Annotated in this window: 22 protein-coding genes; 19 read left to right on the forward strand and 3 right to left on the reverse strand. The window is 69.7% G+C overall.

The genetic code is table 11. The features are described 5' to 3' along the window. Nucleotides 1–87: 87 nt before the first annotated feature. The gene (locus HNR09_RS14470; protein ID WP_179543231.1) at nucleotides 88–1,407 is read right to left on the reverse strand and encodes a replication-associated recombination protein A; all 1,320 of its coding nucleotides are present in this window, start codon (nucleotides 1,405–1,407) and stop codon (nucleotides 88–90) included. 183 nt (nucleotides 1,408–1,590) lie between these two features. Between HNR09_RS14470 and dtd the strand changes: the two genes are divergently transcribed. Next, entirely contained in the window at nucleotides 1,591–2,055 is a 465-nt protein-coding gene (gene dtd, locus HNR09_RS14475) for a D-aminoacyl-tRNA deacylase (RefSeq protein ID WP_179542676.1), read from the forward strand. 55 nt (nucleotides 2,056–2,110) lie between these two features. Here dtd and aspS read toward each other — a convergent pair whose 3' ends face one another. Next, nucleotides 2,111–3,934 (reverse strand): aspartate--tRNA ligase, encoded by a 1,824-nt coding sequence (gene aspS, locus HNR09_RS14480; protein ID WP_179542677.1) that lies wholly within the window; start codon nucleotides 3,932–3,934, stop codon nucleotides 2,111–2,113. A gap of 135 nt (nucleotides 3,935–4,069) precedes the next feature. Then, complete coding sequence (gene hisS, locus HNR09_RS14485) at nucleotides 4,070–5,395, reverse strand: histidine--tRNA ligase (RefSeq protein ID WP_179542678.1); 1,326 nt, start codon at nucleotides 5,393–5,395, stop codon at nucleotides 4,070–4,072. A 99-nt stretch (nucleotides 5,396–5,494) separates the two neighbouring features. Here hisS and HNR09_RS14490 point away from each other — a divergent pair, with 99 nt between their 5' ends. From HNR09_RS14490 to rpoZ, 18 genes are all read left to right on the forward strand, one after another. After that, nucleotides 5,495–6,886, forward strand: a complete 1,392-nt coding sequence (locus HNR09_RS14490; protein WP_179542679.1) for a DUF349 domain-containing protein — start codon at nucleotides 5,495–5,497, stop codon at nucleotides 6,884–6,886. A 92-nt stretch (nucleotides 6,887–6,978) separates the two neighbouring features. Further along, complete coding sequence (mltG, locus tag HNR09_RS14495; RefSeq protein WP_179542680.1) at nucleotides 6,979–8,553, forward strand: endolytic transglycosylase MltG; 1,575 nt, start codon at nucleotides 6,979–6,981, stop codon at nucleotides 8,551–8,553. After that, nucleotides 8,550–9,422: a shikimate dehydrogenase gene (locus tag HNR09_RS14500; protein ID WP_179542681.1), complete on the forward strand. Its 873-nt coding sequence runs from the start codon at nucleotides 8,550–8,552 to the stop codon at nucleotides 9,420–9,422. The genes mltG and HNR09_RS14500 overlap by 4 nt, the downstream gene beginning before the upstream one ends. A 128-nt stretch (nucleotides 9,423–9,550) precedes the next feature. Then, entirely contained in the window at nucleotides 9,551–10,795 is a 1,245-nt protein-coding gene (gene aroC / locus HNR09_RS14505; RefSeq protein ID WP_179542682.1) for a chorismate synthase, read from the forward strand. Beyond that, entirely contained in the window at nucleotides 10,795–11,331 is a 537-nt protein-coding gene (locus tag HNR09_RS14510) for a shikimate kinase (RefSeq protein ID WP_179542683.1), read from the forward strand. The genes aroC and HNR09_RS14510 overlap by 1 nt, the downstream gene beginning before the upstream one ends. A 27-nt stretch (nucleotides 11,332–11,358) precedes the next feature. Further along, nucleotides 11,359–12,621: a 3-dehydroquinate synthase gene (gene aroB, locus HNR09_RS14515; protein WP_218881951.1), complete on the forward strand. Its 1,263-nt coding sequence runs from the start codon at nucleotides 11,359–11,361 to the stop codon at nucleotides 12,619–12,621. Between the two features lie 77 nt (nucleotides 12,622–12,698). After that, on the forward strand, nucleotides 12,699–13,262 hold the full coding sequence (gene efp, locus HNR09_RS14520; protein WP_179542684.1) for an elongation factor P: 564 nt from the start codon (nucleotides 12,699–12,701) through the stop codon (nucleotides 13,260–13,262). 3 nt (nucleotides 13,263–13,265) lie between these two features. Beyond that, nucleotides 13,266–13,676, forward strand: a complete 411-nt coding sequence (gene nusB / locus HNR09_RS14525; RefSeq protein WP_179542685.1) for a transcription antitermination factor NusB — start codon at nucleotides 13,266–13,268, stop codon at nucleotides 13,674–13,676. Nucleotides 13,677–13,775: 99 nt separating this feature from the next. Further along, nucleotides 13,776–14,351 (forward strand): bifunctional pyr operon transcriptional regulator/uracil phosphoribosyltransferase PyrR, encoded by a 576-nt coding sequence (gene pyrR / locus HNR09_RS14530; RefSeq protein ID WP_179543233.1) that lies wholly within the window; start codon nucleotides 13,776–13,778, stop codon nucleotides 14,349–14,351. Continuing rightward, entirely contained in the window at nucleotides 14,348–15,367 is a 1,020-nt protein-coding gene (locus HNR09_RS14535) for an aspartate carbamoyltransferase catalytic subunit (protein WP_179542686.1), read from the forward strand. Before pyrR ends, HNR09_RS14535 begins: the two co-directional genes overlap by 4 nt. Beyond that, on the forward strand, nucleotides 15,364–16,767 hold the full coding sequence (locus HNR09_RS14540) for a dihydroorotase (protein ID WP_179542687.1): 1,404 nt from the start codon (nucleotides 15,364–15,366) through the stop codon (nucleotides 16,765–16,767). Before HNR09_RS14535 ends, HNR09_RS14540 begins: the two co-directional genes overlap by 4 nt. After that, the gene (locus HNR09_RS14545; RefSeq protein ID WP_179542688.1) at nucleotides 16,764–17,264 is read left to right on the forward strand and encodes a PH-like domain-containing protein; all 501 of its coding nucleotides are present in this window, start codon (nucleotides 16,764–16,766) and stop codon (nucleotides 17,262–17,264) included. Before HNR09_RS14540 ends, HNR09_RS14545 begins: the two co-directional genes overlap by 4 nt. 8 nt (nucleotides 17,265–17,272) lie before the next feature. Beyond that, nucleotides 17,273–18,427 carry a glutamine-hydrolyzing carbamoyl-phosphate synthase small subunit gene (gene carA / locus HNR09_RS14550; RefSeq protein ID WP_179542689.1) on the forward strand — a complete coding sequence of 385 codons (1,155 nt, stop codon included), beginning with the start codon at nucleotides 17,273–17,275 and terminating at the stop codon, nucleotides 18,425–18,427. After that, nucleotides 18,420–21,725 carry a carbamoyl-phosphate synthase large subunit gene (gene carB / locus HNR09_RS14555; protein ID WP_179542690.1) on the forward strand — a complete coding sequence of 1,102 codons (3,306 nt, stop codon included), beginning with the start codon at nucleotides 18,420–18,422 and terminating at the stop codon, nucleotides 21,723–21,725. The genes carA and carB overlap by 8 nt, the downstream gene beginning before the upstream one ends. Then, nucleotides 21,722–22,573: an orotidine-5'-phosphate decarboxylase gene (gene pyrF / locus HNR09_RS14560; RefSeq protein ID WP_179542691.1), complete on the forward strand. Its 852-nt coding sequence runs from the start codon at nucleotides 21,722–21,724 to the stop codon at nucleotides 22,571–22,573. The genes carB and pyrF overlap by 4 nt, the downstream gene beginning before the upstream one ends. A 130-nt stretch (nucleotides 22,574–22,703) precedes the next feature. Then, the gene (gene mihF / locus HNR09_RS14565) at nucleotides 22,704–23,024 is read left to right on the forward strand and encodes an integration host factor, actinobacterial type (protein WP_179542692.1); all 321 of its coding nucleotides are present in this window, start codon (nucleotides 22,704–22,706) and stop codon (nucleotides 23,022–23,024) included. Between the two features lie 176 nt (nucleotides 23,025–23,200). After that, nucleotides 23,201–23,770: a guanylate kinase gene (gene gmk / locus HNR09_RS14570; RefSeq protein ID WP_322479168.1), complete on the forward strand. Its 570-nt coding sequence runs from the start codon at nucleotides 23,201–23,203 to the stop codon at nucleotides 23,768–23,770. A 55-nt stretch (nucleotides 23,771–23,825) separates the two neighbouring features. After that, nucleotides 23,826–24,089, forward strand: coding sequence for a DNA-directed RNA polymerase subunit omega (rpoZ, locus tag HNR09_RS14575; RefSeq protein WP_179542693.1), 264 nt, complete (start codon nucleotides 23,826–23,828; stop codon nucleotides 24,087–24,089). The last annotated feature ends 22 nt before the right edge of the window (nucleotides 24,090–24,111 follow it).

The following is a 24,111-nucleotide window of genomic DNA, read 5'->3' on the forward strand; positions in this document are numbered from 1 at the left end:
GACACGACGACGGTGGGGCCGCTTCCTCTTCGGAGGAGGCGGCCCCACCGTCGTCCGGGCAGCGGGGCGCCGGATCCCGTCAGGAGTTCAGCTGCGCCGGCGCACGATGGCGCGGAGCTTCTCCAGCCGCTGGGCGACGGCGCGCTCCTGGCCGTTGCCGGTGGGGCGGTAGTAGTCGACGTCGAGGAGGTCGTCCGGCGGGTACTGCTGGGCGGCCACGTGATGTGGCTCCTCGTGGGCGTTGACATAGCTGCGGCCGTGGCCGAGCCGGTGTGCGCCCGAGTAGTGCGCGTCGCGCAGGTGCATCGGCACCGGGCCCCCGCGGCCGGCTCGGACGTCGGCGATGGCGGCGTCCAGGGCCCGATAGGAGGCGTTGGACTTCGGTGCGGTTGCGATGTGGACCGTCGCCTCGGCGAGCAGGATGCGCGCTTCCGGCATGCCGATGAGCTGGACGGCCTGCGCGGCGGCCATCGCGGTCTGCAGCGCGCTGGGGTCAGCCATGCCCACCTCTTCGCCGGCAGCGATGACCAGGCGGCGTGCGATGAATCGCGGGTCCTCCCCGGCGACGACCATCCGCGCCAGGTAGTGCAGGGCGGCATCGGGATCAGAGCCCCGCAGCGACTTGATGAACGCGGAGACGATGTCATAGTGCTGGTCGCCGTCGCGGTCGTAGCGCTGGACCGCATGGTCCATCGCCTGCTCAGCATCTTCGGCGGTGATCGTCACCAGGGGGCGGTCTGTGGTCTCGGCGGATTCTGCGCCCTCACCCTCGGCCTCGGCGCGTCCTGCGGCGACGGCGGCCGCCGCCTCCAGTGTGGTCAGCACCCGACGAGCGTCGCCGCCGGCCATGCGCAGGATGTGTCCGCGGGCGTCGTCGTCGAGTGTGAACGAGCTGTCGAGGCCGCGCTCGTCACGCAGGGAACGGTCGATCAGCGCGCCGGTGTCCTCGTCGGTCAGCGGTCGCAGCGTCAGCAGCAGCGAACGGGACAGCAGAGGTGAGACCACGGAGAACGAGGGGTTCTCCGTGGTCGCGGCGACGAGGATGATCCACCCATTCTCCACTCCGGGAAGCAGGGCGTCCTGCTGGGCCTTGTTGAACCGGTGGATCTCGTCGAGGAACAGCACGGTGGTCCGCCCGTGCAGATCCCTGTCCTCCAGCGCCTGGTCCATGACGCGACGCACGTCCTTGACCCCTGCACGGATGGCGGAGAGCTCCACGAATGTGCGGGACTCGCCGCGGGCGATCACATGGGCGAGCGTGGTCTTGCCCGTGCCCGGCGGGCCGTAGAGGATGACGGAGGAGGCACCCGCGGGACCGCGGGATCCCTCGGTGAGGATCCGCAGTGGAGAACCCTGGTCCAGCAGATGCTGCTGGCCCACCACCTCGTCCAGGTTCCGTGGGCGCATGCGCACTGCCAGCGGGACGTGACGGCGTCGTCCGCCGCCCTCCTCGTCCGCGGCGGAGAACAGATCGCCGGTCAGGGGATCGGTCACCGGACACTCCTCGTAGACATGTTCGAATCGGACAGCACCACTCTACCGCCGCGCGCCGGTCGAGGCGGTGCTCTCCACGGTGCCAGAATGGGCACCATGCGTGCCGTGATCCAGCGAGTCTCCCGTGCCCAGGTCCGCGCCGAGCTGGCTCAGGGCGGCTCCCACGTCTCCGGCTTCGACGGCGAGGGCCTGGTGGTCCTGCTGGGCGTCACCCATGGGGACACCGAGCAGGAGGCCCGGCTGCTGGCGGAGAAGACCTGGCGGCTGCGGATCCTGGCCGATGAGCGTTCCGCCGAGCAGGCGGGGGCTCCGGTGCTGGCCGTCAGTCAGTTCACCCTCTACGGAGACGCGCGCAAGGGACGCCGCCCCTCCTGGAGCAGGGCGGCGCCCGCGGAGGTGGGGGAGCCCGTCTGCCGGGACTATGTGTGGTTTCTGCGCGAGCTCGGCGCCGAGGTCCTCACTGGCGTGTTCGGCGCGGCCATGGAGGTGGAGCTGGTCAACGACGGTCCGGTGACGCTGATCCTCGACACGGAGGAGCTGCGCAGACCCCGCCGGAGCTGAGTCCGACGGGCCCTGCGCGGGTCACCGGCCTGCGTCCGTGGATGGAGCGGACGGGTCAGGCCTCGGCCGTGGCGTGCTGGGTGGCGGCGGAGGCCTTCTGACCCTCGGGAGCACCGTCCGTGCGCTCGGGACGTGCATCCACTCCAGCCTCTTTGCGCTGCTGGGGGGTGATCGGCGCCGGTGCTGCGGTCAGCGGGTCGAATCCACCGCCCGATTTCGGAAAGGCGATGACCTCGCGGATCGAGGACTCCCCGGTGAGCAGGGCGACCACACGGTCCCAGCCGAAGGCGATGCCACCGTGCGGGGGCGCTCCGAACTTGAAGGCGTCGAGCAGGAATCCGAACTTCTCGCGTGACTCCTCCTCGCCGATGCCCATCACGGCGAAGATCCGCTCCTGCATCTCCCGCCGGTGGACACGGATCGATCCTCCGCCGATCTCGTTGCCGTTGCAGACGAGGTCGTAGGCGTAGGCGAGGGCCTCACCAGGCTCGGTGTCGAAGCTGTCGGCGAACTCCGGCTTCGGCGCGGTGAAGGCGTGGTGCACTGCGGTCCAGGTTCCGGAGCCGACGGCGACGTCACCGGCTGCGGTGGCCTCAGCAGTGGGCTCGAACATGGGTGCGTCGACGACCCACACGAAGGACCAGGAGTCGTGGTCGATGAGTCCCGTGCGTTCGGCGATCTCCACGCGGGCCGCGCCGAGAAGCGCACGAGAGGCCTTCTGCTCGCCCGCGGCGAAGAAGATGCAGTCTCCAGGCTGAGCGCCGACGGCCTCGAGCAGGCCGGCCCGCTCCCGCTCGGAGAGGTTCTTGGCGACCGGCCCGCCCAGCTCGCCGTCCTCGGTGACGAGCACGTAGGCGAGCCCCTTGGCGCCGCGCTGCTTGGCCCACTCCTGCCAGGCGTCGAGGGTCCGGCGGGGCTGGTCGGCTCCGCCGGGCATGACCACAGCGCCCACATAGGGGGACCGGAAGACCCGGAACGGAGTCTCGGAGAAGTACTCGGTGAGCTCCACCAGCTCGAGGCTGAAACGCAGGTCCGGCTTGTCGGTGCCGTAGCGCGCCATCGCCTCACGGTAGGTGATCCGCGGCAGCGGGCCCTCCAGGTCGACGTCGATCAGCCGCCACAGTCGCTGGACGAGCTCCTCGGTCAGGCCGATGATGTCCTCCTGGTCCACGAAGCTGGCCTCGATGTCCAGCTGGGTGAACTCCGGCTGACGGTCCGCGCGGAAGTCTTCGTCGCGATAGCAGCGTGCGATCTGGTAGTACTTCTCGAATCCGCCGACCTGCAGGAGCTGCTTGAACAGCTGCGGGGACTGCGGCAGGGCGTACCAGGCGCCCGGAGCTAGGCGGGCCGGCACCAGGAAGTCGCGGGCACCCTCAGGAGTCGACCGGGTCAGCGTCGGAGTCTCGATCTCGGTGAAGTCCTCGGAGTGCAGGAACTCCCGGGCCACGCGGTTCGCCTCCGAACGCAGGCGCAGGGCGCGCTGCGGGGCTTCCCTGCGCAGGTCCAGGTAGCGGTGACGCAGGCGCGCCTCCTCACCGACCTCGACATGCTCGTCCACCTGGAAGGGCAGCGGGTCGGCGGTGTTGAGCACCGTGACCTCGGCGGCGATCACCTCGACCTCGCCGGAGGCCAGGTGGGGGTTCTCGTTGCCCTCGGGGCGGCGCTCCACGGTGCCGCGCACCTGGAGGACGTACTCGTTGCGCAGCGGGGCGAAGTCCTTCTCGTCGCGCACCACGACCTGGGCCACGCCGGAGGCATCGCGCAGGTCGAGGAACGCCACGCCGCCGTGGTCGCGGCGACGGGCGACCCAGCCGGTCAGCGTCACGGTCTGTCCGATGTGCTCGGCGCCCAGGGCGCCGTTGTGATGTGTGCGAAGCACGGTGTCCTTCCCTGGAGGTCTGTCGGAGGTCGCTGCGGCGGTGGTGCGTCGCGTCGGCCTCGTGGTGCTGGTGTATGGCGTGTGGTGGCTGCTGCGTGGCACGTCCGTGCCTCGTGGTCGGAGCCCGTTCCCGGATCAGCCCGCGGGGAGCACCCGCGGGACCAGATCCTCCTCGGGCGGCGTCCAGGTCCGGGGATCTGCGGCCACCTGTTCGCCGGAGCGGATGTCCTTGACCTCGTGAAGGCCCTGGTCGTCGGTGAACCACACGAAGGGGATGCCGCGGCGGTCGGCGTGGCGGATCTGCTTGCCGAACTTCTCGGCACGCAGGGCGACCTCCACATTGACCCCCCGGGACCGGAGCGCGTCGGCCACGTCCTGCGCCGCTCCCCAATCCTCGTCGGTGCGCAGCGCCACGTAGACCGCACTGGGCACCGCACGGGTGGAGGTCACGGTGCCTTCGGTCAGCATCCGGGAGACCAGACGCGTCACTCCGATGGAGAGCCCGACCCCGGGGAAGCTGCGCTTCCCCGCCGAGGCCAGCGACTCATAGCGTCCGCCTGAACAGATCGAGCCGAGCGACTCGTGACCCTCGAGGACGGTCTCATAGACGGTGCCGGTGTAGTAGTCCAGCCCGCGGGCGATGGAGAGGTCGGCCACCGCGCGTCCGGGCACGCGGCGTTCGAGCTCCCCGATGACCTCGGCGAGCTCGGCCAGGCCTGCGTCGAGCAGCTCGTGCTCGCCGCCCAGCGCACGGACCCGCTCCACGAAGCTGAGGTCCTCGGTGCGGATCTGGGCCAGGGCAAGCGCCTTCTCCGCCTGCTCGGCGGTGGCACCGGCGGTCTCCATGAGCTCGGCGGCCACCCGCTCACGACCGATCTTCTCGAGCTTGTCGATCGCGCGGAGCACCGCAGCGGTGTCCTGCAGCCCGATCGAGAGGTAGAACCCCTCGGAGAGCCTGCGGTTGTTCACCCGCAGACGGAAGTCTCCGATCGGCAGCGACTCCAGTGCACGGGCCATCACCACGGCCAGCTCGACGTCGCAGCGGAACGGAAGCGCTCCGTCGCCGACGATGTCGATGTCGGCCTGGGTGAACTCGCGGTATCGGCCGTCCTGGGGGCGCTCCCCCCGCCAGACCTTCTGGATCTGGTAGCGGCGGAAGGGGAAAGCCAGGTGCCCGGCGTTCTCCACCACGTATCGGGCGAAGGGCACGGTCAGGTCGAAGTGCAGCGCGAGGCGGGCCTCGGCGTCGTCCTGCGCCTGGAGTCGGGAGACGCCGTAGATCTCCTTGTCGATCTCGCCCTTCTGCAGCAGCGTCTCCACCGTCTCCACCGCGCGGGACTCGACGGAGGAGAACCCATGACGCTCGAAGACCTCCCGCAGCGTGTCGAGCACGTGGAGCTCCACCAGGCGCTCCTGGGGGAGCCACTCGGTGAAGCCGGAGAGGGACGTTGTGCGTGCCATGCGGAGAGGACGCTCCTCACTGGAGGTGACGGGTCGGAAGACTGGATCATCATACCGGCCCCGTCGCAGGTCGCGCGCGGTGCCGGTAGGGTGGTGGTCATGAGTGCCGCAGTGAGACCCGGACACCACGAGACCACCCTCGACGAGGCGCGACGGCGGGCGCGAGTGGACGAGGACGGACACGTCTTCGCCCTGTCCTCCTCGGCTGAGGCGCAGGCCGCCACGGCGGAGGCAGCCACAGGGGAGGCAGCCACAGGGGAGGCAGCCACAGGGGAGGCAGCCACAGGGGAGGCAGCCACAGGGGAGGCAGCCACAGGGGAGGCCTACGTCGGGCAGTATCCGGGCGCCACGGTCGAGGAGGCCCTGCAGTACTTCACACGGAAGTTCGATGAGCTCTACAACCGCGCGCTGCTGCTCAGAGCCCGGGTGGAGACTGCCGCCGACTCTGCCAAGGCGCTGCGTGAGAGTCGGGACGCCCTGCTGGCTGAGCTCGACGGCGGCGCCTGGGTGGGGGACACCGACTCCCTGCGGAGCATCCTGACCGCACTGGGCGAGGGCATCGACGCCCGCGCCGTCCTGGAGAAGGAGCAGGCGGAGAAGGCTGTGGCCGAGCACCTGGCCGTCCGCGAGGAGATCGTGGCAGAGGCCGAGCGGCTCGCTGCCGCGGACCCTGCCACCCAGCATTGGAAGTCGGCCCAGCAGCGCATGGGTGAGCTCTTCGACGCCTGGAAGGCTGAGCAGAAGAAGCCTCCGCGCCTGACGAAGTCTCAGGAGGACCCCTACTGGAAGCGGTTCCGTGCCGCGCGCAGCACCTTCGACAAGGAGCGTCGCGCCTTCTTCAGCCACCGGGACAAGGAACACGGAGAGATCAAGAAGGTCAAGGAGGAGCTCATCGCCCGCGCCGAGGAGCTGCAGCACAGCACCGACTTCGGCCCCACGACCAAGGCCTACCACCGGCTGATGGACGAATGGAAGGCCTGCGGCCGCGGTGCCCGTCGGACCGACGACGCCCAGTGGACGCGCTTCCGCGCGGCCCAGGACGTGTTCTTCGCTGCGCGCGATGCGGCCAATGCAGAGGTCGACGCCGAATACGGCGCCAACCTCGAGGTCAAGGAGCAGGTGCTGCAGGAGCTCGAGAAGCTCATGCCGTTCTCGGCTCCCGATGCCGTCCGCGACGAGTATCACGCCCTGCTGGCACGCTGGGATGCGGCCGGGCGCGTGCCGCGCGGTGACGTGAAGCGCATGGAAGGCGCCCTCAAGCGCGTCCAGGACGCCTTCCGCGAGGCCGAGCAGGCGCACTGGCGGCGGACCGACCCGGAGACGATGGCCCGCCAGAATTCCATGCTCGCCCAGCTGGATGAGACCATCGCCGGACTCGAGCGGGAGCTCGCAGACGCGCGTGCTGCGGGGGATTCGCGGGTGATCGCGGAGGCTGAAGAGGCCCTCGAGGCGCGGCTCAGCTGGCGCAGGATGATCGCCGAGGACGGCTGACCGCGCCGAGATCGTCCCTTTGACCGAGCTTTGATCACGAATAGATTACAATCGCACAGACATGTGCTGTTGACACCAGTGAGGACCCGCGCGTGAGCGATGATATGCCGCATCAGGCGGGCTCCCGCCGTCGCCGTCGAGAGATCCGCGAGGCACGGGAGCGCGCTCGGGCGGACCACCAGGCTGCGCCGCACCGGGCATCTGCCGTCGGCGGCCCAGGCACCTCGGCGGCCTCCGGGGCTCCGGTCGGGCAGGTCCCCTTCGAAGAGGCCATCGGCGCGGCGTCGCCGGATCCGGCCGGGAGGGCCCAGGTCGCCGGAGAGGTCCACCCCGCGGAGCTGCCTGATGCCGAGGACCTGAGAGAGGCCGAGGACCTGCTGGGCCCTGAGGAGCATCTCGACCAGGACCACATCGAGCACGACGCCGACGGCACGCCGCTGCTGATCACCTCCTCCAGCTACGGCCGCGGGTATCAGACGGTGACGCCCATCGCCACAGGAGCCAGCCGTGAGATCCTGACCAGGCGGCACGAACGGCGTCGACGCCGGAACATCGCCCTCGGGCTGGTCATCAGCGGCTTCGCGGTCCTGCTGGTCATCTTCGCCCTGGTGTTCAACGCCGTCTTCGGGGGCCTGCTCTCCGGGCCGGAGGACTATGACACCCAGGCCGGCGAGACGACCACCTTCGAGGTCAACCAGGGCGAGGGCTGGGCCGTGGTCGCCAATCGGCTCGCCGACCAGGGGATCATCGCCAGCCCGGAGGCCCTCGATGCGGCCCTGCGTGAGTCCGACGATGTCGGGATCCTGCAGCCCGGTGAGTATGAGGTGCGCGAGGAGATGCCCGCCGTCGATGCGATCGCCGCGCTCACTCCGGACGCGGCGGGCCAGGACTACGTCGCGATCGCGGCGGGCTGGCGCATCGACGACGTCTTCGCCGCGCTCGAGGAGGGCACCGGATTCTCCGAGGAGGAGTTCCGCGAGGCCGCCGAGGACCCCACGGACTACGGGCTGCCCGAGGAGGCCTCCACGCTGGAGGGCTACCTGGCCAGGGGGGACTACCGCTTCGACCTGGACGCCGAACCGGAGGAGATCCTCCAGATCATGGTCGACAGGACCTTCGAGTACTTGGAGGATGCCGGGATCACTGAGGAGGACGAGCAGTGGCGCTCCGTGATCATCGCTTCGCTCCTGACCGGAGAGGCCAATCACCAGGAGCGGGACGGTGGTGAGCGGGAGGAGGACTACCGGCTGATGGCCGGAGCGATCGAGAACCGGCTCGACCCGGACAACAGCGAGACCGACGGCCTCCTGCAGATCGACGCGGCGGTCAACTATGGTCTGGGCCTCTCCGGCGACCTGCACTTCCCGGAGGAGGAGCGGTTCAACGCGGACAACGAGTACAACACCTACGTCCATCAAGGACTGCCGCCGGGACCGATCGCCGCCCCCGTACCGGCCACGCTGGAGGCCGCCGCCGATCCGGCCGACACCGACTACTACTACTGGGTGACGGTCAACGTCGAGACGGGCGAGACGCGCTTCAACGAGACCTACGCTGAGCACCTCGAGGATGTCGCCGTGTTCAACGAGTACTGCGATGACAACCCCGGGGTCTGCAGCCCCGCCGACGAGGAGGCCGCCGAGGCTGAGGTCGAGGAGGGCGAGTGAGGGGTACCCGCGCCGCGGTCCTGGGCCACCCCATCGGCCACTCGCTCTCCCCGGCGCTGCATGGTGCGGCCTATCGCCTGCTAGGGGTGGACATTGACTACTCGCGCCGGGACGTCGACCTCAGCGGCCTCCCACGGTTTCTGGCGACCGAGGGCGCCGACCAGGACTGGGTCGGATGGTCCGTGACCATGCCGCTGAAGGCCGCGATGGTCTCGCACATGGACACCGTCTCGGCTCGTGTGGAGACCCTCGGGGTGCTCAACACCGTGGTCCACGGCCCGGACGGCATGCACGGTGAGAACACCGACGTCGACGGGATCGTCACCGCGTTGGGCGAGGCCGGGCTGCGGACCGGCGCCACCGATCAGGGCCGGTTCGGCGTGATCGGTGCCGGCTCCACCGCTGCGGCCGCGCTGGCGGCGGCGGCTGAGCTCGGGTTCCAGGAGGTCCGCTCCTATGCGCGATCCCCTCAGCGCGCGCAGGCGCTGCATCCGGTGGCCGAGGCGCTCGGACTTCGCCTACGCCTGCTGCCGCTCGGCCGGCTCGGCGGGGATCTGGCCGGTGACGAGCTGGCCGCTGTCGTCTCCACGCTTCCCCCGCGGGCGGCCGACGAGGTGGCCCCGGGGCTGCCTCGGCTGCCGCAGAACGTGGCGCTGCTCGACGTGGCCTATGATCCGTGGCCCTCGGTGCTGGCCGGGGCGTGGGAGCGGGCTGGGGGACAGGTCGTCTCCGGGCTCGCCATGCTGCTGCACCAGGCCGTCCGGCAGGTCGAACGGTTCACCGTGGGGTCCTCCCGGCCCGCCGCCTCGCTCTCCGCCGAGGAGCACACAGAGCTGGTCGCGCGGATGCGCGCGGCCCTGCCTCGCTGAGCAGTCCCGCTTATCAGTCCGGCTGAGCAGCCCCTGCCCGCCGGAGGCAGGACACGGGGGCGTCCATCAGGCGGAATTCGCCGTCGTCGACGCCTCCCGGGGTCTGCCGACATGGCATCATGGAGGCCATGTTGCGTTGGCTGACCTCCGGAGAATCACACGGCCGTTCCCTCGTCGGCATCATCGAGGGCCTTCCCGCCGAGGTGCGGCTGACCACCGAGATGGTCCAGGACGCCCTGGCGCGCCGTCGCCTCGGATACGGCCGCGGAGCTCGGATGAAGTTCGAGAAGGACCAGGTCCGTCTGCTGGCCGGTGTGCGCCACGGGCTCACCCTCGGCGGGCCGCTCACCATCGAGGTCGGCAACACCGAGTGGCCCAAGTGGGAGAAGGTCATGTCCGCGGACCCGGTGGATCCCGACGAACTCGAAGGGCTGGCCCGGAACGCGCCGCTGACCCGACCTCGCCCCGGCCACGCCGACTACACCGGCATGCAGAAGTACGGCTTCGACGAGGCCCGCCCGGTGCTGGAGCGCGCCTCGGCCCGGGAGACGGCCATGCGTGTGGCGCTGGGCTCTGCGGCCCAGTCGTTCCTCTCCGACCTGGGGATCACCACGGTCTCGCACACCACCGCGATCGGCTCCGTAGAGATCCCGGAGGACGCCGAGACGCCCTCGGCCCGCGAGGTCGAGCGCCTCGACGCTGACCCGCTGCGCTGCACGGATCCGGAGACCAGCCGGCGGATGGTCGCCGAGGTCGACGACGCCCACAAGGCCGGAGAGACCCTCGGCGGCGTCGTCGAAGTCGTCGTGGACGGGCTTCCTCCCGGACTGGGTTCCTTCGTCCACTGGGACCGGCGTCTCGACGCCCGCCTGGCCGGTGCGCTGATGGGCATCCAGGCGATCAAGGGCGTCGAGGTCGGCGATGGTTTCCGCACTGTGCGCCGACGTGGCTCCCAGGCCCATGATGAGATCGAGCCCGAAGGGGCCGGCGTCCGCCGCACCACCAACCGCGCGGGCGGCATCGAGGGCGGCATGAGCATCGGGACCCCGCTGCGGGTCCGGGCAGGCATGAAGCCGATCGCCACCGTGCCCCGCGCCCTGCGCACCGTGGACACCGCCAGCGGCGAGCCCACCACGGCGCACCACCAGCGGTCCGACGTCTGTGCCGTCCCGGCCGCCGGGGTCGTGGCCGAGGCCATGGTCTCCCTGGTCATCGCCCAGGCCGTGCTGGAGAAGTTCGGCGGAGACAGCCTCCCCGAGGTGCGTCGGAACCTCCAGTCCTACCTCGCCTCGCTCCCTGAGCTCGGCGCCGACCCCACACGCACCGGCACCGACGGTGACCCGCTGCAGGCCCCCGCGGCCATGCAGGACTGATGGCGGGGCCCGAGCGCATGCCGGACCTCTCGCGCAACATCGTGCTCATCGGCCCCATGGGCTCCGGCAAGTCCACGGTCGGGGCGGCGCTCGCCCGCCGGATGGGACGCCCGCATGTGGACACCGATCACTTCTTCGTCGCCCGCCACGGCAGCATCGCCGAGTACTTCGTCCAGCGCGGGGAGAGCGCCTTCCGCGCCGAGGAGGAACGGGTGGTCGCCGAGCTGCTCGATGCACCTCGCCCGTCGGTGATCAGCCTGGGCGGCGGCTCCGTCCTGAGTTCCCGCACCCGCGAGGCGCTGGCGGAGCAGCTGGTGGTCATGCTTGACCTCACCGAACAGCAGGCGGCTCAGCGGCTGGGTGACGGCTCCTCCCGACCGGTGCTGGGCGACGACCCCGTCACCGCGTGGCGCCGCATCTATGCCGAGCGCGAAGCCCTGTATCGTGAGTGCGCCGACGTGGTCGTCGAACCCGCCGAGGGGACGATCGACGAGCGAGTCGATACCATCGTCAGAGCACTCCGTGCCGTCCACTGAATCCCCACGAGGAGAAGACCTCACTCCATGAGCCCGCAGGCAGACACTGCATCGCACGACGCTGCACCGCGAAACGACGCACCGCACGACGCCGCGCCCGGCGAGGGATCCCCGTCCGGGACCGCCCCCCAGGGGTCCGGCTCCGCGGAGACGGCGGAGCAGCGGCCCGAGCCCACCGTCATCACCGTCGGGGACGGCGGCGGCTCCGGCGGACAGGAGCTCGGCTACGAGGTCGTGATCGGCAACGGCCTGCTGGGCCGCCTGCCGCAGATGATCGGCGCCCAGGCCGAGCGGGTCCTGGTCATCCACCCCCGCGCCCTGCGCGCCACCGGAGACGTCGTGCGTCAGGACCTCGAGAACGCCGGCTACAAGGCCGTGGTCGCAGAGATCCCTGACGCCGAGGAGGGCAAGCACATCCAGGTCGCCGCCTTCTGCTGGCAGGTCCTGGGGCAGAACGACTTCACCCGCTCCGATGCGGTGGTGGCCGTGGGCGGAGGTGCGGTGACCGACGTCGCCGGCTTCGTCGCCGCCACCTGGCTCCGGGGAGTGCGTGTGGTGCACATGCCCACCACCCTGCTGGCCATGGTCGATGCGGCCGTCGGCGGCAAGACCGGCATCAACACCGCCGAGGGCAAGAACCTGGTGGGCGCCTTCCACCAGCCTGCCGCGGTGCTCGCTGACCTCGACACGCTCCTGACGCTGCCGCGCAATGAGCTCGTGGCCGGTCTCGCCGAGGTGGTCAAATGCGGTTTCATCGCCGACGAGCGGATCCTCGAGATCATCGAGTCGTCGCCGGAGCAGGCGCAGAATCCACACTCTCCTCAGCTGCGCGAGCTCATCGAGCGGTCCATCAGAGTCAAGGCCTCGGTGGTGAGCGAGGACCCCAAGGACTTCGGGACGCGCGAGTCGCTGAACTACGGCCACACCCTGGCGCACGCCATCGAGCTGGCAGAGCGGTATCAGTGGCGCCACGGCGCGGCGGTCTCCGTGGGCATGGTCTTCGCCGCGGAGCTGGCGCGGAGCCTGGGCCGTCTCGATGACGCCACCGCGGACCGTCACCATGCGGTGCTCACCTCGCTGGGGCTGCCGGTCACGTACCGCGACGATCGCTGGAACCAGCTCCTGGAGGGCATCCGACGGGACAAGAAGAACCGCGGGGACCAGCTGCGCTTCGTGCTGCTCTCCGGGCAGGGTCAGCCGGCCACGGTGGAGATCCCGGACGCCTCGATCCTGTTCGCCACCTACCAGGAGATCGGGGAGTCGGACGAAGGGTCGCCGGTCTCCCTGTAGAATCGACACCCGCTGACGCCGTCACGTGCATCGACCGACGCACTGACACCTGCATCCGAAGTGAAGAAGGGCAAGTAGTGGCCACCTCCAATGACATCAAGAACGGCTCCGTCCTCAAGATCGAGGGCCAGCTGTGGAACACTCTGGAGTTCCAGCACGTCAAGCCCGGCAAGGGCGGAGCGTTCATCCGGACCAAGCTGCGGAACATCACCTCCGGCAAGGTCGTGGACAGGACCTTCAACGCTGGTGCGAAGGTCGAGTTCGCCACGGTGGACCGCTCCAACTATCAGTACCTCTACGCCGACGGTGAGGACTATGTCTTCATGGATCTGCGGGACTTCGATCAGATCACCGTCCCGGGCACCGTCCTGGGCGACGCCGCCAACTTCCTGCTGGAGTCCCAGCAGGTGAGCATCGCGCTGCACGAGGGCACCCCGCTGTATCTGGAGATGCCGCCCTCGGTCGTGCTGGAGATCACCTACACGGAGCCGGGCCTGCAGGGTGACCGCTCGTCGGCCGGCACCAAGTCCGCCACCCTGGAGACCGGACACGAGATCCAGGTTCCCCTCTTCGTCGACCAGGGCACGAGGGTCAAGGTGGACACGCGGTCCTCCGAGTACCTCGGCCGCGTCACGGACTGACCCGTGGCCAGACGAAGCAAAGCTCGCCGTCGTGCCCTCGAGATCCTCTTCGAGTCCGAGCAGCGTGGCGCGACGCCCCTCGAGGTGCTCAGGCTCCGCCGGGAACGGGCCGACCTGGTGGTCGACGACTATGTGGTGACCATCCTCGACGGCGTGGGCGCCCAGCGTGAGCGCATCGATGAGCTGCTGACCACCTACTCGCGCGGCTGGACCCTCGAACGGATGCCGCGGGTGGACCTGATGGCGCTGCGGATCGGCGCCTGGGAGCTGCTCTACAACGAGGAGATCCCCGACGGCGTCGCCGTCGCCGAGGCCGTGGCCCTGGTCCGGGATCTCTCCACCGACGAGTCCCCGCCCTTCGTCAACGGGGTGCTGGGTCGGCTGCAGAAGATCAAGCCCACGCTGCGGGACTGATCAGCCCGAGCCGCTGTCGGATCCGCTAGAGTGGTGACGAACAGCTGAATACCCGCTGTCTCCTTTAATGATCGTCCCGTGAGGCGAGGAAGGAGTCGCCTGGTGAATGCACCAGAGACCTCTCAGGTCATGTCCGCTCCCGATGTGGAGCGGGCCTTGACGCGCATCGCGCACGAGATCGTCGAATCCCATCGTGGAGTCGAGGACCTTGTGCTGCTCGGCATCCCACGCCGCGGAGCCCCCCTGGCCCGCCGCCTCGGCGATCGTCTGGCCCATATCGACTCGGCCTTCGACGCCGCCCGCTCGGTGGGCTCGCTCGACATCACCATGTATCGGGACGATCTGCGCTCCGGCCATGCACGCACCCCGGAGCCCACGCTGCTTCCCGAGACCGGGGTCGACGGCGCCACCGTCGTCCTGGTCGATGACGTCCTCTACTCCGGCCGCACGGTCCGCGCCGCCCTCGATGCGCTCTCCGCGCTGGGACGCCCGCGTGCGGTGCGTCTGGCGGTCCTGGTGGACCGCGGCCACCGTGAGCTGCCCATCCGCGCCGACCATGTCGGCAAGAACCTGCCCACCTCTCGGGAGGAGCGGGTCTCGGTGCGTCTCGCCGACGTCGACGACGTCGCGCCCGAGGACGAGGCCGTGCTCATCGTGAGGGGGCCGCGTTCATGAGGCACCTGCTCTCCACCGCCGACCTCTCCCATGCGGACGCGCTGCGCATCCTCGACACCGCCGAGGAGATGGCCGGCGTCGCGACCCGCGAGGTCAAGAAGCTGCCCACGCTGCGCGGCCGCACCGTGGTGAACCTCTTCTTCGAGGACTCCACCCGGACGCGGATCTCCTTCGAGGCTGCGGCCAAGCGGCTCTCGGCCGACGTGATGAACTTCTCCGCCAAGGGGTCCTCGGTCTCGAAGGGCGAGTCCCTGAAGGACACCGTCCAGACCCTGGAGGCCATCGGCGCCGACGCGATCGTCATGCGGCACTGGGCCTCCGGGGCGGCCGCCCAGCTCGCCGAGTCCGGCTGGACGGACTGCGCGGTGATCAACGCCGGAGACGGGACCCACGAGCACCCCACCCAGGCGCTCCTCGACGCGCTGACGCTGCGCCGCGGATGGGCCGAGGGCCGGGGCACCGAGCCCCGGGGCACCGACCTGAGCGGCATGCGCGTGCTCATCGTCGGAGACATCCTGCATTCCCGGGTGGCCCGTTCCGGAGTGTGGCTGCTCAGCACCCTCGGTGCGGAGGTCGGCCTCGTCGCCCCGCCGACACTGCTGCCGGTCGGTGTGGAGCAGTGGCCGGTCACCGTCCACTACAGCTTCGACGAGGCGCTGGCCACCGGCCCGCACGCGGTGATGATGCTGCGCGTCCAGGCTGAACGGATGGGGGGCTCCTTCTTCCCGAGTCCGGCCGAGTACATCCGACGCTGGGGTCTCACCGATGGGCGGCTGGCCGTCGTGCAGGGTCTCGACGGCCCGGCCGGCGCCGGAGGGATGATCCTGCACCCAGGTCCGATGAACCGGGGGGTGGAGATCTCTGCGGCCGCCGCCGATTCACCGCTGAACCGTGTGCTCGATCAGGTGTCCCACGGAGTCTCGGTGCGCATGGCGGTGCTGCACCTGCTCCTGAGCGCCGATCGATCCGCAGCAGCCGAGAAGACCACCATGACCATTCCAGGGGGCATCGCATGAGGCAGACCACCGAGACCACCGAGGCCGGCGGGACGATCCGCGAGGAGACGCCGCTGCTCATCAGCGGGTCCTCGCCGTACGGGGAGGAGCGCGCCGACCTGTTCATCGCTGAGGGCCGCATCCGGGCGCTCGGCCCGGAGGCGGCCGCCGAGGCCGAGCGGCTGACGGCCGAGCACGGCCCGGACGCGGTGCGCCGCATCGACGCCGAGGGCCTCATCGCCCTGCCGGGGATGGTGGACCTCCACACCCATCTGCGCGAGCCCGGACGCGAGGACGCCGAGACCGTCGAGAGCGGCAGCCGTGCCGCGGCCCTGGGCGGGTTCACCGCAGTGCACGCCATGGCGAACTCCTCGCCGGTGGCCGACACGGCCGGCGTCGTGGAGCAGGTCCACCGGCTGGGCCTGGAGTCCGGCTGGACCGAGGTGCACCCGGTGGGTGCCGTCACCGTCGGGCTGGCGGGGGAGCAGCTCGCCGAGCTCGGCGCCATGGCGGACTCCTCCGCCCAGGTGCGGATGTTCTCCGACGACGGCATCTGCGTCCACAACCCGGTGCTGATGCGCCGGGCGCTGGAGTATGTGAAGTCCTTCGGCGGCTTCATCGCCCAGCATGCGCAGGAGCCGCTGCTCACCGACGGCGCCCAGATGAACGAGGGCTGCGTCTCGGCCGTGCTGGGTCTGCCCGGCTGGCCCGCCGTGGCCGAGGAGGCGATCATCGCTCGTGATGTGCTGCTCACCCAACACGTCGAGTCTCGTCTGCACGTCTGCCACGTCTCCACGAAGGGCTCGGTGGAGATCGTCCGCTGGGCCAAGGAGCGCGGCATCGACGTCACCGCGGAGGTCACTCCGCATCACCTGATCCTCACGGAGGAGATGGTCCGCAGCTTCAACCCCGTCTACAAGGTCAATCCGCCGCTGCGCACCGCGGAGGACGTCCATGCGCTTCGCGAGGGCCTGGCCGACGGCACCATCGACGTCATCGGCACCGACCACGCCCCGCACCCCACCCAGCTCAAGGAATGTGAGTGGCACCAGGCCGCGATGGGGATGACCGGACTCGAGACCGCGCTCTCCGTCGTCCAGCACACGATGGTCGACACCGGTCTGATGGACTGGCGCCGATTCGCCGAGGTCAGCTCCGTCCGACCCGCAGAGATCGCCGGGCACCCCCACCAGGGCCGTCCGCTGGCGGTCGGCGATCCGGCTCATCTGATCCTGGTGGATCCGCAGGCGCGTCGCACGGTCCGCCCCGAGGAGCACGCCACGAAGGGACGCAACTCTCCCTTCTCCGGGATGGAGCTCCCCGGCCAGGTGCGGACCACCATCCTGGCCGGCCGCGCCGTGGTCGACGAGGGCGCTCTGCAGCGCTCCCTCACCGGCAGAAAGGCTGATCACCGGGCATGACGCAGGTCTATCTGAACTATCTCTACGTCTCGATCGCGATCATCGCCGTGGCGGCGCTGCTGCTGTGGTGGGGTTGGCGCGGTCGCAGGCGTCGCCAGTCCGGGCTGCCCGAGCCGGCTGAGATCGGCCCGGAGATCATCGACACCGAACCTCTGGCCGCCGGAGAGGGGATGGTCATCGGCACGGTGAAGGCCGCCGACTATCTGGACCGCGTGGCGGTCCACGGCCTGGGCATCCGCACCGACGGCCGTCTCGAGGTCCATGAGCAGGGGGTGGCGGTGTTCCGTGCCGGAGCTCGGAACTATCTCATCACCCGGGATCAGCTGGCCTACACGCGCACCGACCGTGGTGTGGTGGGCAAGTTCGTGGAACGTGACGGGGCCCTGATCGTCGGTTGGACGCTGGGCGCCGAAGACGTCGAGACGGCGTTCCGGGCCCGTCACGCCGAGTCCCATGACCAGCTGCTGAGCCAACTGAAACGTCTGACCGAGGAGTGAACCACCACATGAGCACCTTCGACCCTGCCCTCCTCGTCCTCGAGGACGGCACCGTGCATGAAGGGACCGCCTACGGCGCCCGCGGCTCGCGGTTGGGTGAGGCTGTCTTCGCCACCGGCATGACCGGCTACCAGGAGACCCTCACTGATCCCTCGTATGCGCGGCAGATCGTCGTCCAGACGGCTCCGCACATCGGCAACACCGGGGTCAACGACGAGGACTCCGAATCCCGTCGGATCTGGGTGGCGGGCTACGTGGTCCGCGACGCCGCGCGGCGCGCCTCCAACTGGCGCAGCCGCCGCAGCCTGGACGAGGAGCTCGTCGCCCAGGGCGTCGTCGGGATCCAGGGGGTGGACACTCGCGCGGTGACCCGCCACCTGCGGTCCGCGGGGTCCATGAAGGCCGGGATCTTCTCCGGGGAGGCCTCTGCCCGCTCGGTGGCCCAGCTGGTCGAGGAGGTCCGTTCCCAGCCCTCGATGAAGGGTGCCCGGCTCGCCGAGGAGGTCACCACGGAGCAGGCCTATGTGGTGGAGCCTTCCGCGCACGGCTGGGAGGGTGAGCCGGTGGCCGTCGTCGCCGCCATCGACCTGGGCATCAAGACCATGACCCCGGTCCGAATGGCCGAGCGTGGGCTGCGGGTGCACGTGCTGCCGGCCACTGCGAGCCTGGCGGACATCGACGCGGTCTCGCCCGCCGGGGTGTTCCTGTCCAACGGCCCGGGCGACCCGGCGACAGCGGCCGATCAGGTCGGCCTGCTGCGCGAGGTCCTCGACGCCGGGATCCCGTTCTTCGGGATCTGCTTCGGCAACCAGATCCTGGGCCGGGCCCTGGGCTTCGGCACCTACAAGCTGCCCTTCGGACACCGCGGGATCAACCAGCCGGTGATGGACCACACCACCGGCAAGGTGGAGATCACCTCGCAGAACCATGGCTTCGCGGTGGATGCCCCGGTGGGGGAGACCCTCACCGCGCCGGAGGAACGGTACGGCCGTGTGCAGGTCAGCCACTCCAGCCTCAACGACGGTGTCGTGGAGGGCCTGCGCTGCCTCGACATCCCGGCCTTCTCCGTGCAGTACCACCCGGAGGCGGCCGCCGGGCCCCATGACTCCGCCTACCTCTTCGACCGTTTCGTCGAGCTGATGAAAGTGAAGGACAATGCCTAAGCGTCAAGACCTCAAATCCGTGCTGGTCATCGGCTCGGGTCCGATCGTCATCGGCCAGGCCGCGGAGTTCGACTACTCGGGGACCCAGGCCCTGCGGGTGCTGAAGGAGGAGGGCATCCGGGTCATCCTCGTCAACTCCAATCCGGCCACCATCATGACCGACCCGGAGTTCGCCGACGCCACTTACGTGGAGCCGATCAGCCCCGACGTCGTCGCCAAGATCATCGAGAAGGAGCGCCCGGACGCGATCCTGCCCACCCTGGGCGGTCAGACGGCGCTGAACACCGCGATCGCCCTGGACAAGGACGGCGTGCTGGAGAAGTTCGACGTCGAGCTCATCGGGGCGAACATCGCCGCCATCGAACTGGGCGAGGACCGCGAGAAGTTCAAGGGCGTCGTGGAGCGTTCGGGCGCGGAGTCAGCCCGCTCCCGCATCGTCCACTCCTTGGAGGAGGCCTTCGAGGCCGCCGAGGACCTCGGATACCCGATGGTGGTGCGTCCCTCCTTCACCATGGGCGGGCTGGGCTCCGGGCTCGCCTATGACGCGGCGGACCTGCGGCGCATCGCCGGTGCCGGCCTCCAGTACAGCCCCACCACCGAGGTGCTCCTCGAGGAGTCGATCCTCGGCTGGAAGGAGTACGAGCTCGAGATGATGCGCGACGCCCACGACAACGTCGTGGTGGTCTGCTCGATCGAGAACCTCGACCCGGTCGGCGTGCACACCGGCGACTCGATCACCGTCGCGCCGGCGCTCACGCTCACCGACCGCGAATACCAGAAGCTGCGCGACATCTCCATCAACGTGATCCGTGAGGTCGGCGTGGACACCGGGGGCTGCAACATCCAGTTCGCGGTGGAGCCGGGGACCGGCCGTGTGGTCGTCATCGAGATGAACCCGCGCGTGTCCCGCTCCTCCGCGCTGGCCTCGAAGGCGACGGGCTTCGCCATCGCCAAGATCGCCACCAAGCTCGCCGTGGGATACACCCTGGACGAGATCCCCAACGACATCACGCAGAAGACCCCCGCGAGCTTCGAGCCGACCCTGGACTATGTGGTCGTGAAGATCCCGCGCTTCGCCTTCGAGAAGTTCCCCGCCGCGGATCCCACGCTGACCACCACCATGAAGTCCGTGGGGGAGGCGATGGCCATCGGTCGCAACTTCACCGAGGCCTTGCAGAAGGCCCAGCGATCCCTGGAGCAGCGGGGCTCGGAGTTCGACTTCACCCCGGCGGGGAAGGAGAGGCTCACCGAGCTGCTCGAGGGCATGGCGACCCCGACCACCGAGCGGATCCATCAGGTCCAGCGGGCGCTGCACTCCGGGGCGACGCTGGAGCAGGTCCATGAGATCACCTCCATCGATCCCTGGTACCTGGACCAGATCGAGCTGATCAACGAGACGGCTCGAGCGATCGCCGAGGCCAAGGAGCTGACCCCGGCCCTGCTGCGCACCGCCAAGCGGCATGGCTTCTCGGACTCCCAGATCGGGGCGCTGCGCCATATGGACCCTGCGGTGGTCCGCGGCGTGCGGCACGCCCTGGGCATCCGCCCGGTCTACAAGACCGTGGACACCTGCGCGGCCGAGTTCGAGGCCTACACCCCGTACCACTACTCGTCCTACGACGTCGAGGACGAGATCAGCCAGCATGAGAAGCCCTCGGTGATCATCCTGGGCTCCGGGCCCAACCGCATCGGCCAGGGCATCGAGTTCGACTACTCGTGCGTCCACGCCACCATGGCGCTGCGTGACGCCGGCTACGAGACGGTGATGGTCAACTGCAATCCGGAGACGGTCTCCACGGACTACGACGTCTCCACCCGGCTGTACTTCGAGCCGCTGACCCTCGAGGACGTCCTCGAGGTCATCGCGGCCGAGGAGCGCACCGGGGGCGTGCACGGGGTCTTCGTGCAGCTCGGCGGCCAGACGCCGCTGAAGCTTGCTCAGCAGCTCGCTGACGCCGGGGTGCCGATCCTGGGCACCTCGCCGGAGGCCATCGATCTGGCCGAGGACCGAGGGGAGTTCGACCAGGTGCTGCGGAGAGCGGGCCTGGTCGCCCCGAAGAACGGCACCGCCGTCAGCTTCGAGGACGCCAAGCGGGTGGCCGACTCGATCGGCTATCCGGTGCTGGTGCGCCCCAGCTACGTGCTGGGCGGGCGTGGCATGGAGATCGTCTATGACGAGCCCGGCCTGGCCCGCTACATCGCCAATGCCACCGAGGTCACCCCGGAGCATCCGGTGCTGGTGGACCGTTTCCTCGAGGACGCCATCGAAGTCGACGTCGACGCGCTCTACGACGGCGAGGAGCTCTATCTCGGCGGCGTGATGGAGCATATCGAGGAGGCCGGCATCCACTCCGGGGACTCCGCCTGCGTGCTGCCGCCGATCACCCTCGGCCCGGACGTCCTGGAGCGGGTCCAGCACGCCACCGAGGCGATCGCCGCCGGCGTCGGGGTGCGAGGCCTGATCAACATCCAGTTCGCCCTGGCCTCGGACATCCTGTACGTCATCGAGGCCAATCCGCGAGCTTCCCGGACGGTGCCGTTCGTCTCGAAGGCCACCGGGGTGCAGCTGGCCAAGGCCTCCGCGCTCATCGGCACGGGGGTCTCCATCGCGGAGCTGCGCACCGGATCCGGCCATCCCTCCGGGGGACTCCTGCCGACCTTCGGCGACGGCTCTCTGCTCCCGCCGGGTGCTCCGGTCTCGGTGAAGGAGGCTGTGCTGCCCTTCAACCGGTTCCGCACGCCGGAGGGCCGTGTGGTGGACTCGCTGCTCGGCCCGGAGATGCGTTCCACCGGTGAGGTCATGGGCATCGACAAGCACTTCGACACCGCGTTCGCGAAGTCCCAGCTGGCCGCGAACAACCCGCTGCCGACCTCCGGCAAGGTCTTCGTGTCGGTGGCGAACCGGGACAAGCGTGCCATCGTGATGACGGTCAAGCGCCTGGTGGACCTCGGCTTCGAGATCGTCTCCACAGGTGGCACCGCCGATGTGCTGCGGCGCAACGGCATCAGTCCCTCGGTGGTGCGGAAGATCGCCGACGCGCCGGGGGAGGGGGAGACCATCCTCGACCTGGTCGAGTCCGGTCAGATCGACCTCATCGTCAACACTCCTTCGGGAGGCGACGCCCGCAGCGACGGCTACGAGATCCGCGCCGCGGCCACCTCCATGGGCACCCCGGTGATCACCACCGTGGCCGAGCTCGGTGCCGCAGTGCAGGCCATCGAAGCCCAACGCCAGTTCAGCTGGTCGGTGACCTCGCTGCAGGACCACGCCGCCCGGCTCGCGGAGCTGTCCGCATGAGCACCGGCGTGCCGCGGTTCGGCGCACGGCTGGCCGAGGCGATCGCTCGCCACGGCCGGCTGTGTGTCGGCATCGACCCGCATCCGCACCTGCTGCAGGCCTGGGGGCTGAACGACGACGTCTCTGGGCTCAGGGAGTTCGGCAGCCGGGTCCTGGAGGCCGCCATGGGCCGGGTGGGCGTGATCAAGCCCCAGGTGGCGTTCTTCGAGCGGCGAGGGCCCGCCGGCCTGGCTGTGCTCGCGGAGCTGCAGCAGGAGGCCCGGCGGGAAGGGCTGCTGGTCATCGCCGATGCCAAGCGGGGCGACATCGGCTCCACGATGGCCGGCTACGCGGACGCCTGGCTGGCACCGGAGGCCGAGCTGGCCGCGGATGCGCTGACGGTCTCCCCCTATCTGGGCTTCGGCTCGCTGCGTCCGGCGCTCGAGGTCGCCCGACGACACGGTGCCGGGCTGTTCGTCCTGGCGCTGACCTCCAACCCGGAGGGGCGGGAGGTCCAGCTGGCACGCACCGAGGACGGCACCGTGGCCTCGCGGATCGCCGCCCAGGCGGCCGCAGAGAACCCGGCGCCGCAGATCGACGGGGCCCTCGGCGACGTCGGCCTGGTAGTCGGGGCGACCACCGCCGGGCTGGCGGAAGAGGCCGGCGTCGACCTCACCGCCGGGGCGATGCCGCTCCTGGCCCCCGGCTTCGGTGCTCAGGGCGCCACCGCTGAGGACCTTCGCACCGGTTTCGCCGAGGCCCACCGTCAGGTGGTGGTGAACTCTTCCCGAGGCATACTCGCCGCAGGTCCCGACGTCGCGGCGCTGACGGCGGCGGTCCGGCGGACGGCGGAGGAGCTCGCCGACTGACCCGCCGGCGGTGCGGGTTCGCCCGGTCGGTCGACTGCCCCCTGATCTGGGGGAACGGACTATTGCCCCACGGGCGAATAGCGGCTAGATTCTGCCACATGTGATAGGCGGCGCAGCAGAGGAGAACACCGTGGCCCTGCGAGAACTGAGCAAAGAAGAGCGCGACATCGCCCGGCAGAAGGCATTGGCGGCCCGGATCGAACGAGCCGAGCTGAAGGAGGCCTTCGGGTCGGGGAGAATCAGCTTCGAAGATGTCCTCGTCAAGGCCTCGACGTCCGAGGCAGTGGCCCGTCTGAAGACCGTCGAGCTGCTGGAGGCCCTCCCTGGTGTGGGGAAGGTCACCGCGGCACGCACGCTGGAGGCGCTCGGAATCTCCGAGAACCGCCGCATCGGAGGTCTCGGCATCAAGCAACGCACAGCTCTGGCCAAGCACCTGGCCGAGCTGGCCTGAGCTGATCGCGGAGGACGAGTCGGACGGCACCGAGCCGGGGCGTTAGGATGGACGGCATCCTGATCCCCAGGGTCGACGCGTGTTCCCGGCACACCGCCGCCCACGCCCCGTCGACCCGACCGATGCTCCGCAGCCGCCCTCGTGCGCCGCGGCGCCGTGCCGAGGAGTCCGTAGACGTGAACGAGCCCCAGGTCACCGTGCTGGCAGGCCCCACCTCAGTGGGGAAGTCCACGATGAGCCGCTACATCCGAGAGAACTACCCGGCGGTCTGCTTCTCCGTGTCCGCCACCACTCGGGATCCGCGCCCGGGAGAGGTCGACGGCGTCGACTATCACTTCATCTCTGCGGAGGAGTTCGACCGTCTCGTGGAGCAGGGCGCCTTCCTCGAATGGGCCACCGTGCATGGTCGGCACCGGTACGGCACGCTGCGATCCACGGTGGAGGAGGCGTTGGGTGCAGGGCGCTGCGTCCTGCTGGAGATCGACCTGCAGGGCGCCCGCCAGGTGCGGCGGACCATGCCGGAGGCCCAGTTCGTGTTCCTCACGCCCCCCTCCTGGGAGGAGATGGTGGCGCGTCTCACAGGTCGCGGCACGGAAGGGCCCGAGGAACAGCAGAGGAGACTGGAAACCGCTAAGATGGAACTCGCGGCAGAATCCGAGTTCGACGTCACCGTCGTCAACGACGACCTCGACCGCGCCGCCGCCGAACTCGTCGCCCTCATGGGCTTCCAGCGGAACGCCGTCTGAACGACGGCCGACCTGACGCGACCGACCACACGCGACCGACAAGGACCATTCTTCAGTGACTGAGAAGCTCGAAGGCATCATCGACCCGCCGATCGACTCCCTGATGGGCAAGAGCGCCTCCAAGTACGCCCTGGTGCTCTTCGCCGCCAAGCGCGCCCGTCAGATCAACGCCTACTACGCGCAGCTCCACGAGGGCCTCTTCGAGTACGTCGGCCCGCTGGTGGACACCAAGCTCAACGAGAAGTCGATCTCCATCGCCCTGCGGGAAATCGACCAGGACCTGCTGGTCAACCACGCGGCCGAGAACCCGGCCTCCTGACCGGCCCCGTCCGAGACGTCTG

Origin of the sequence: Nesterenkonia xinjiangensis, assembly GCF_013410745.1 — a bacterium.
Classification (GTDB): domain Bacteria; phylum Actinomycetota; class Actinomycetes; order Actinomycetales; family Micrococcaceae; genus Nesterenkonia; species Nesterenkonia xinjiangensis.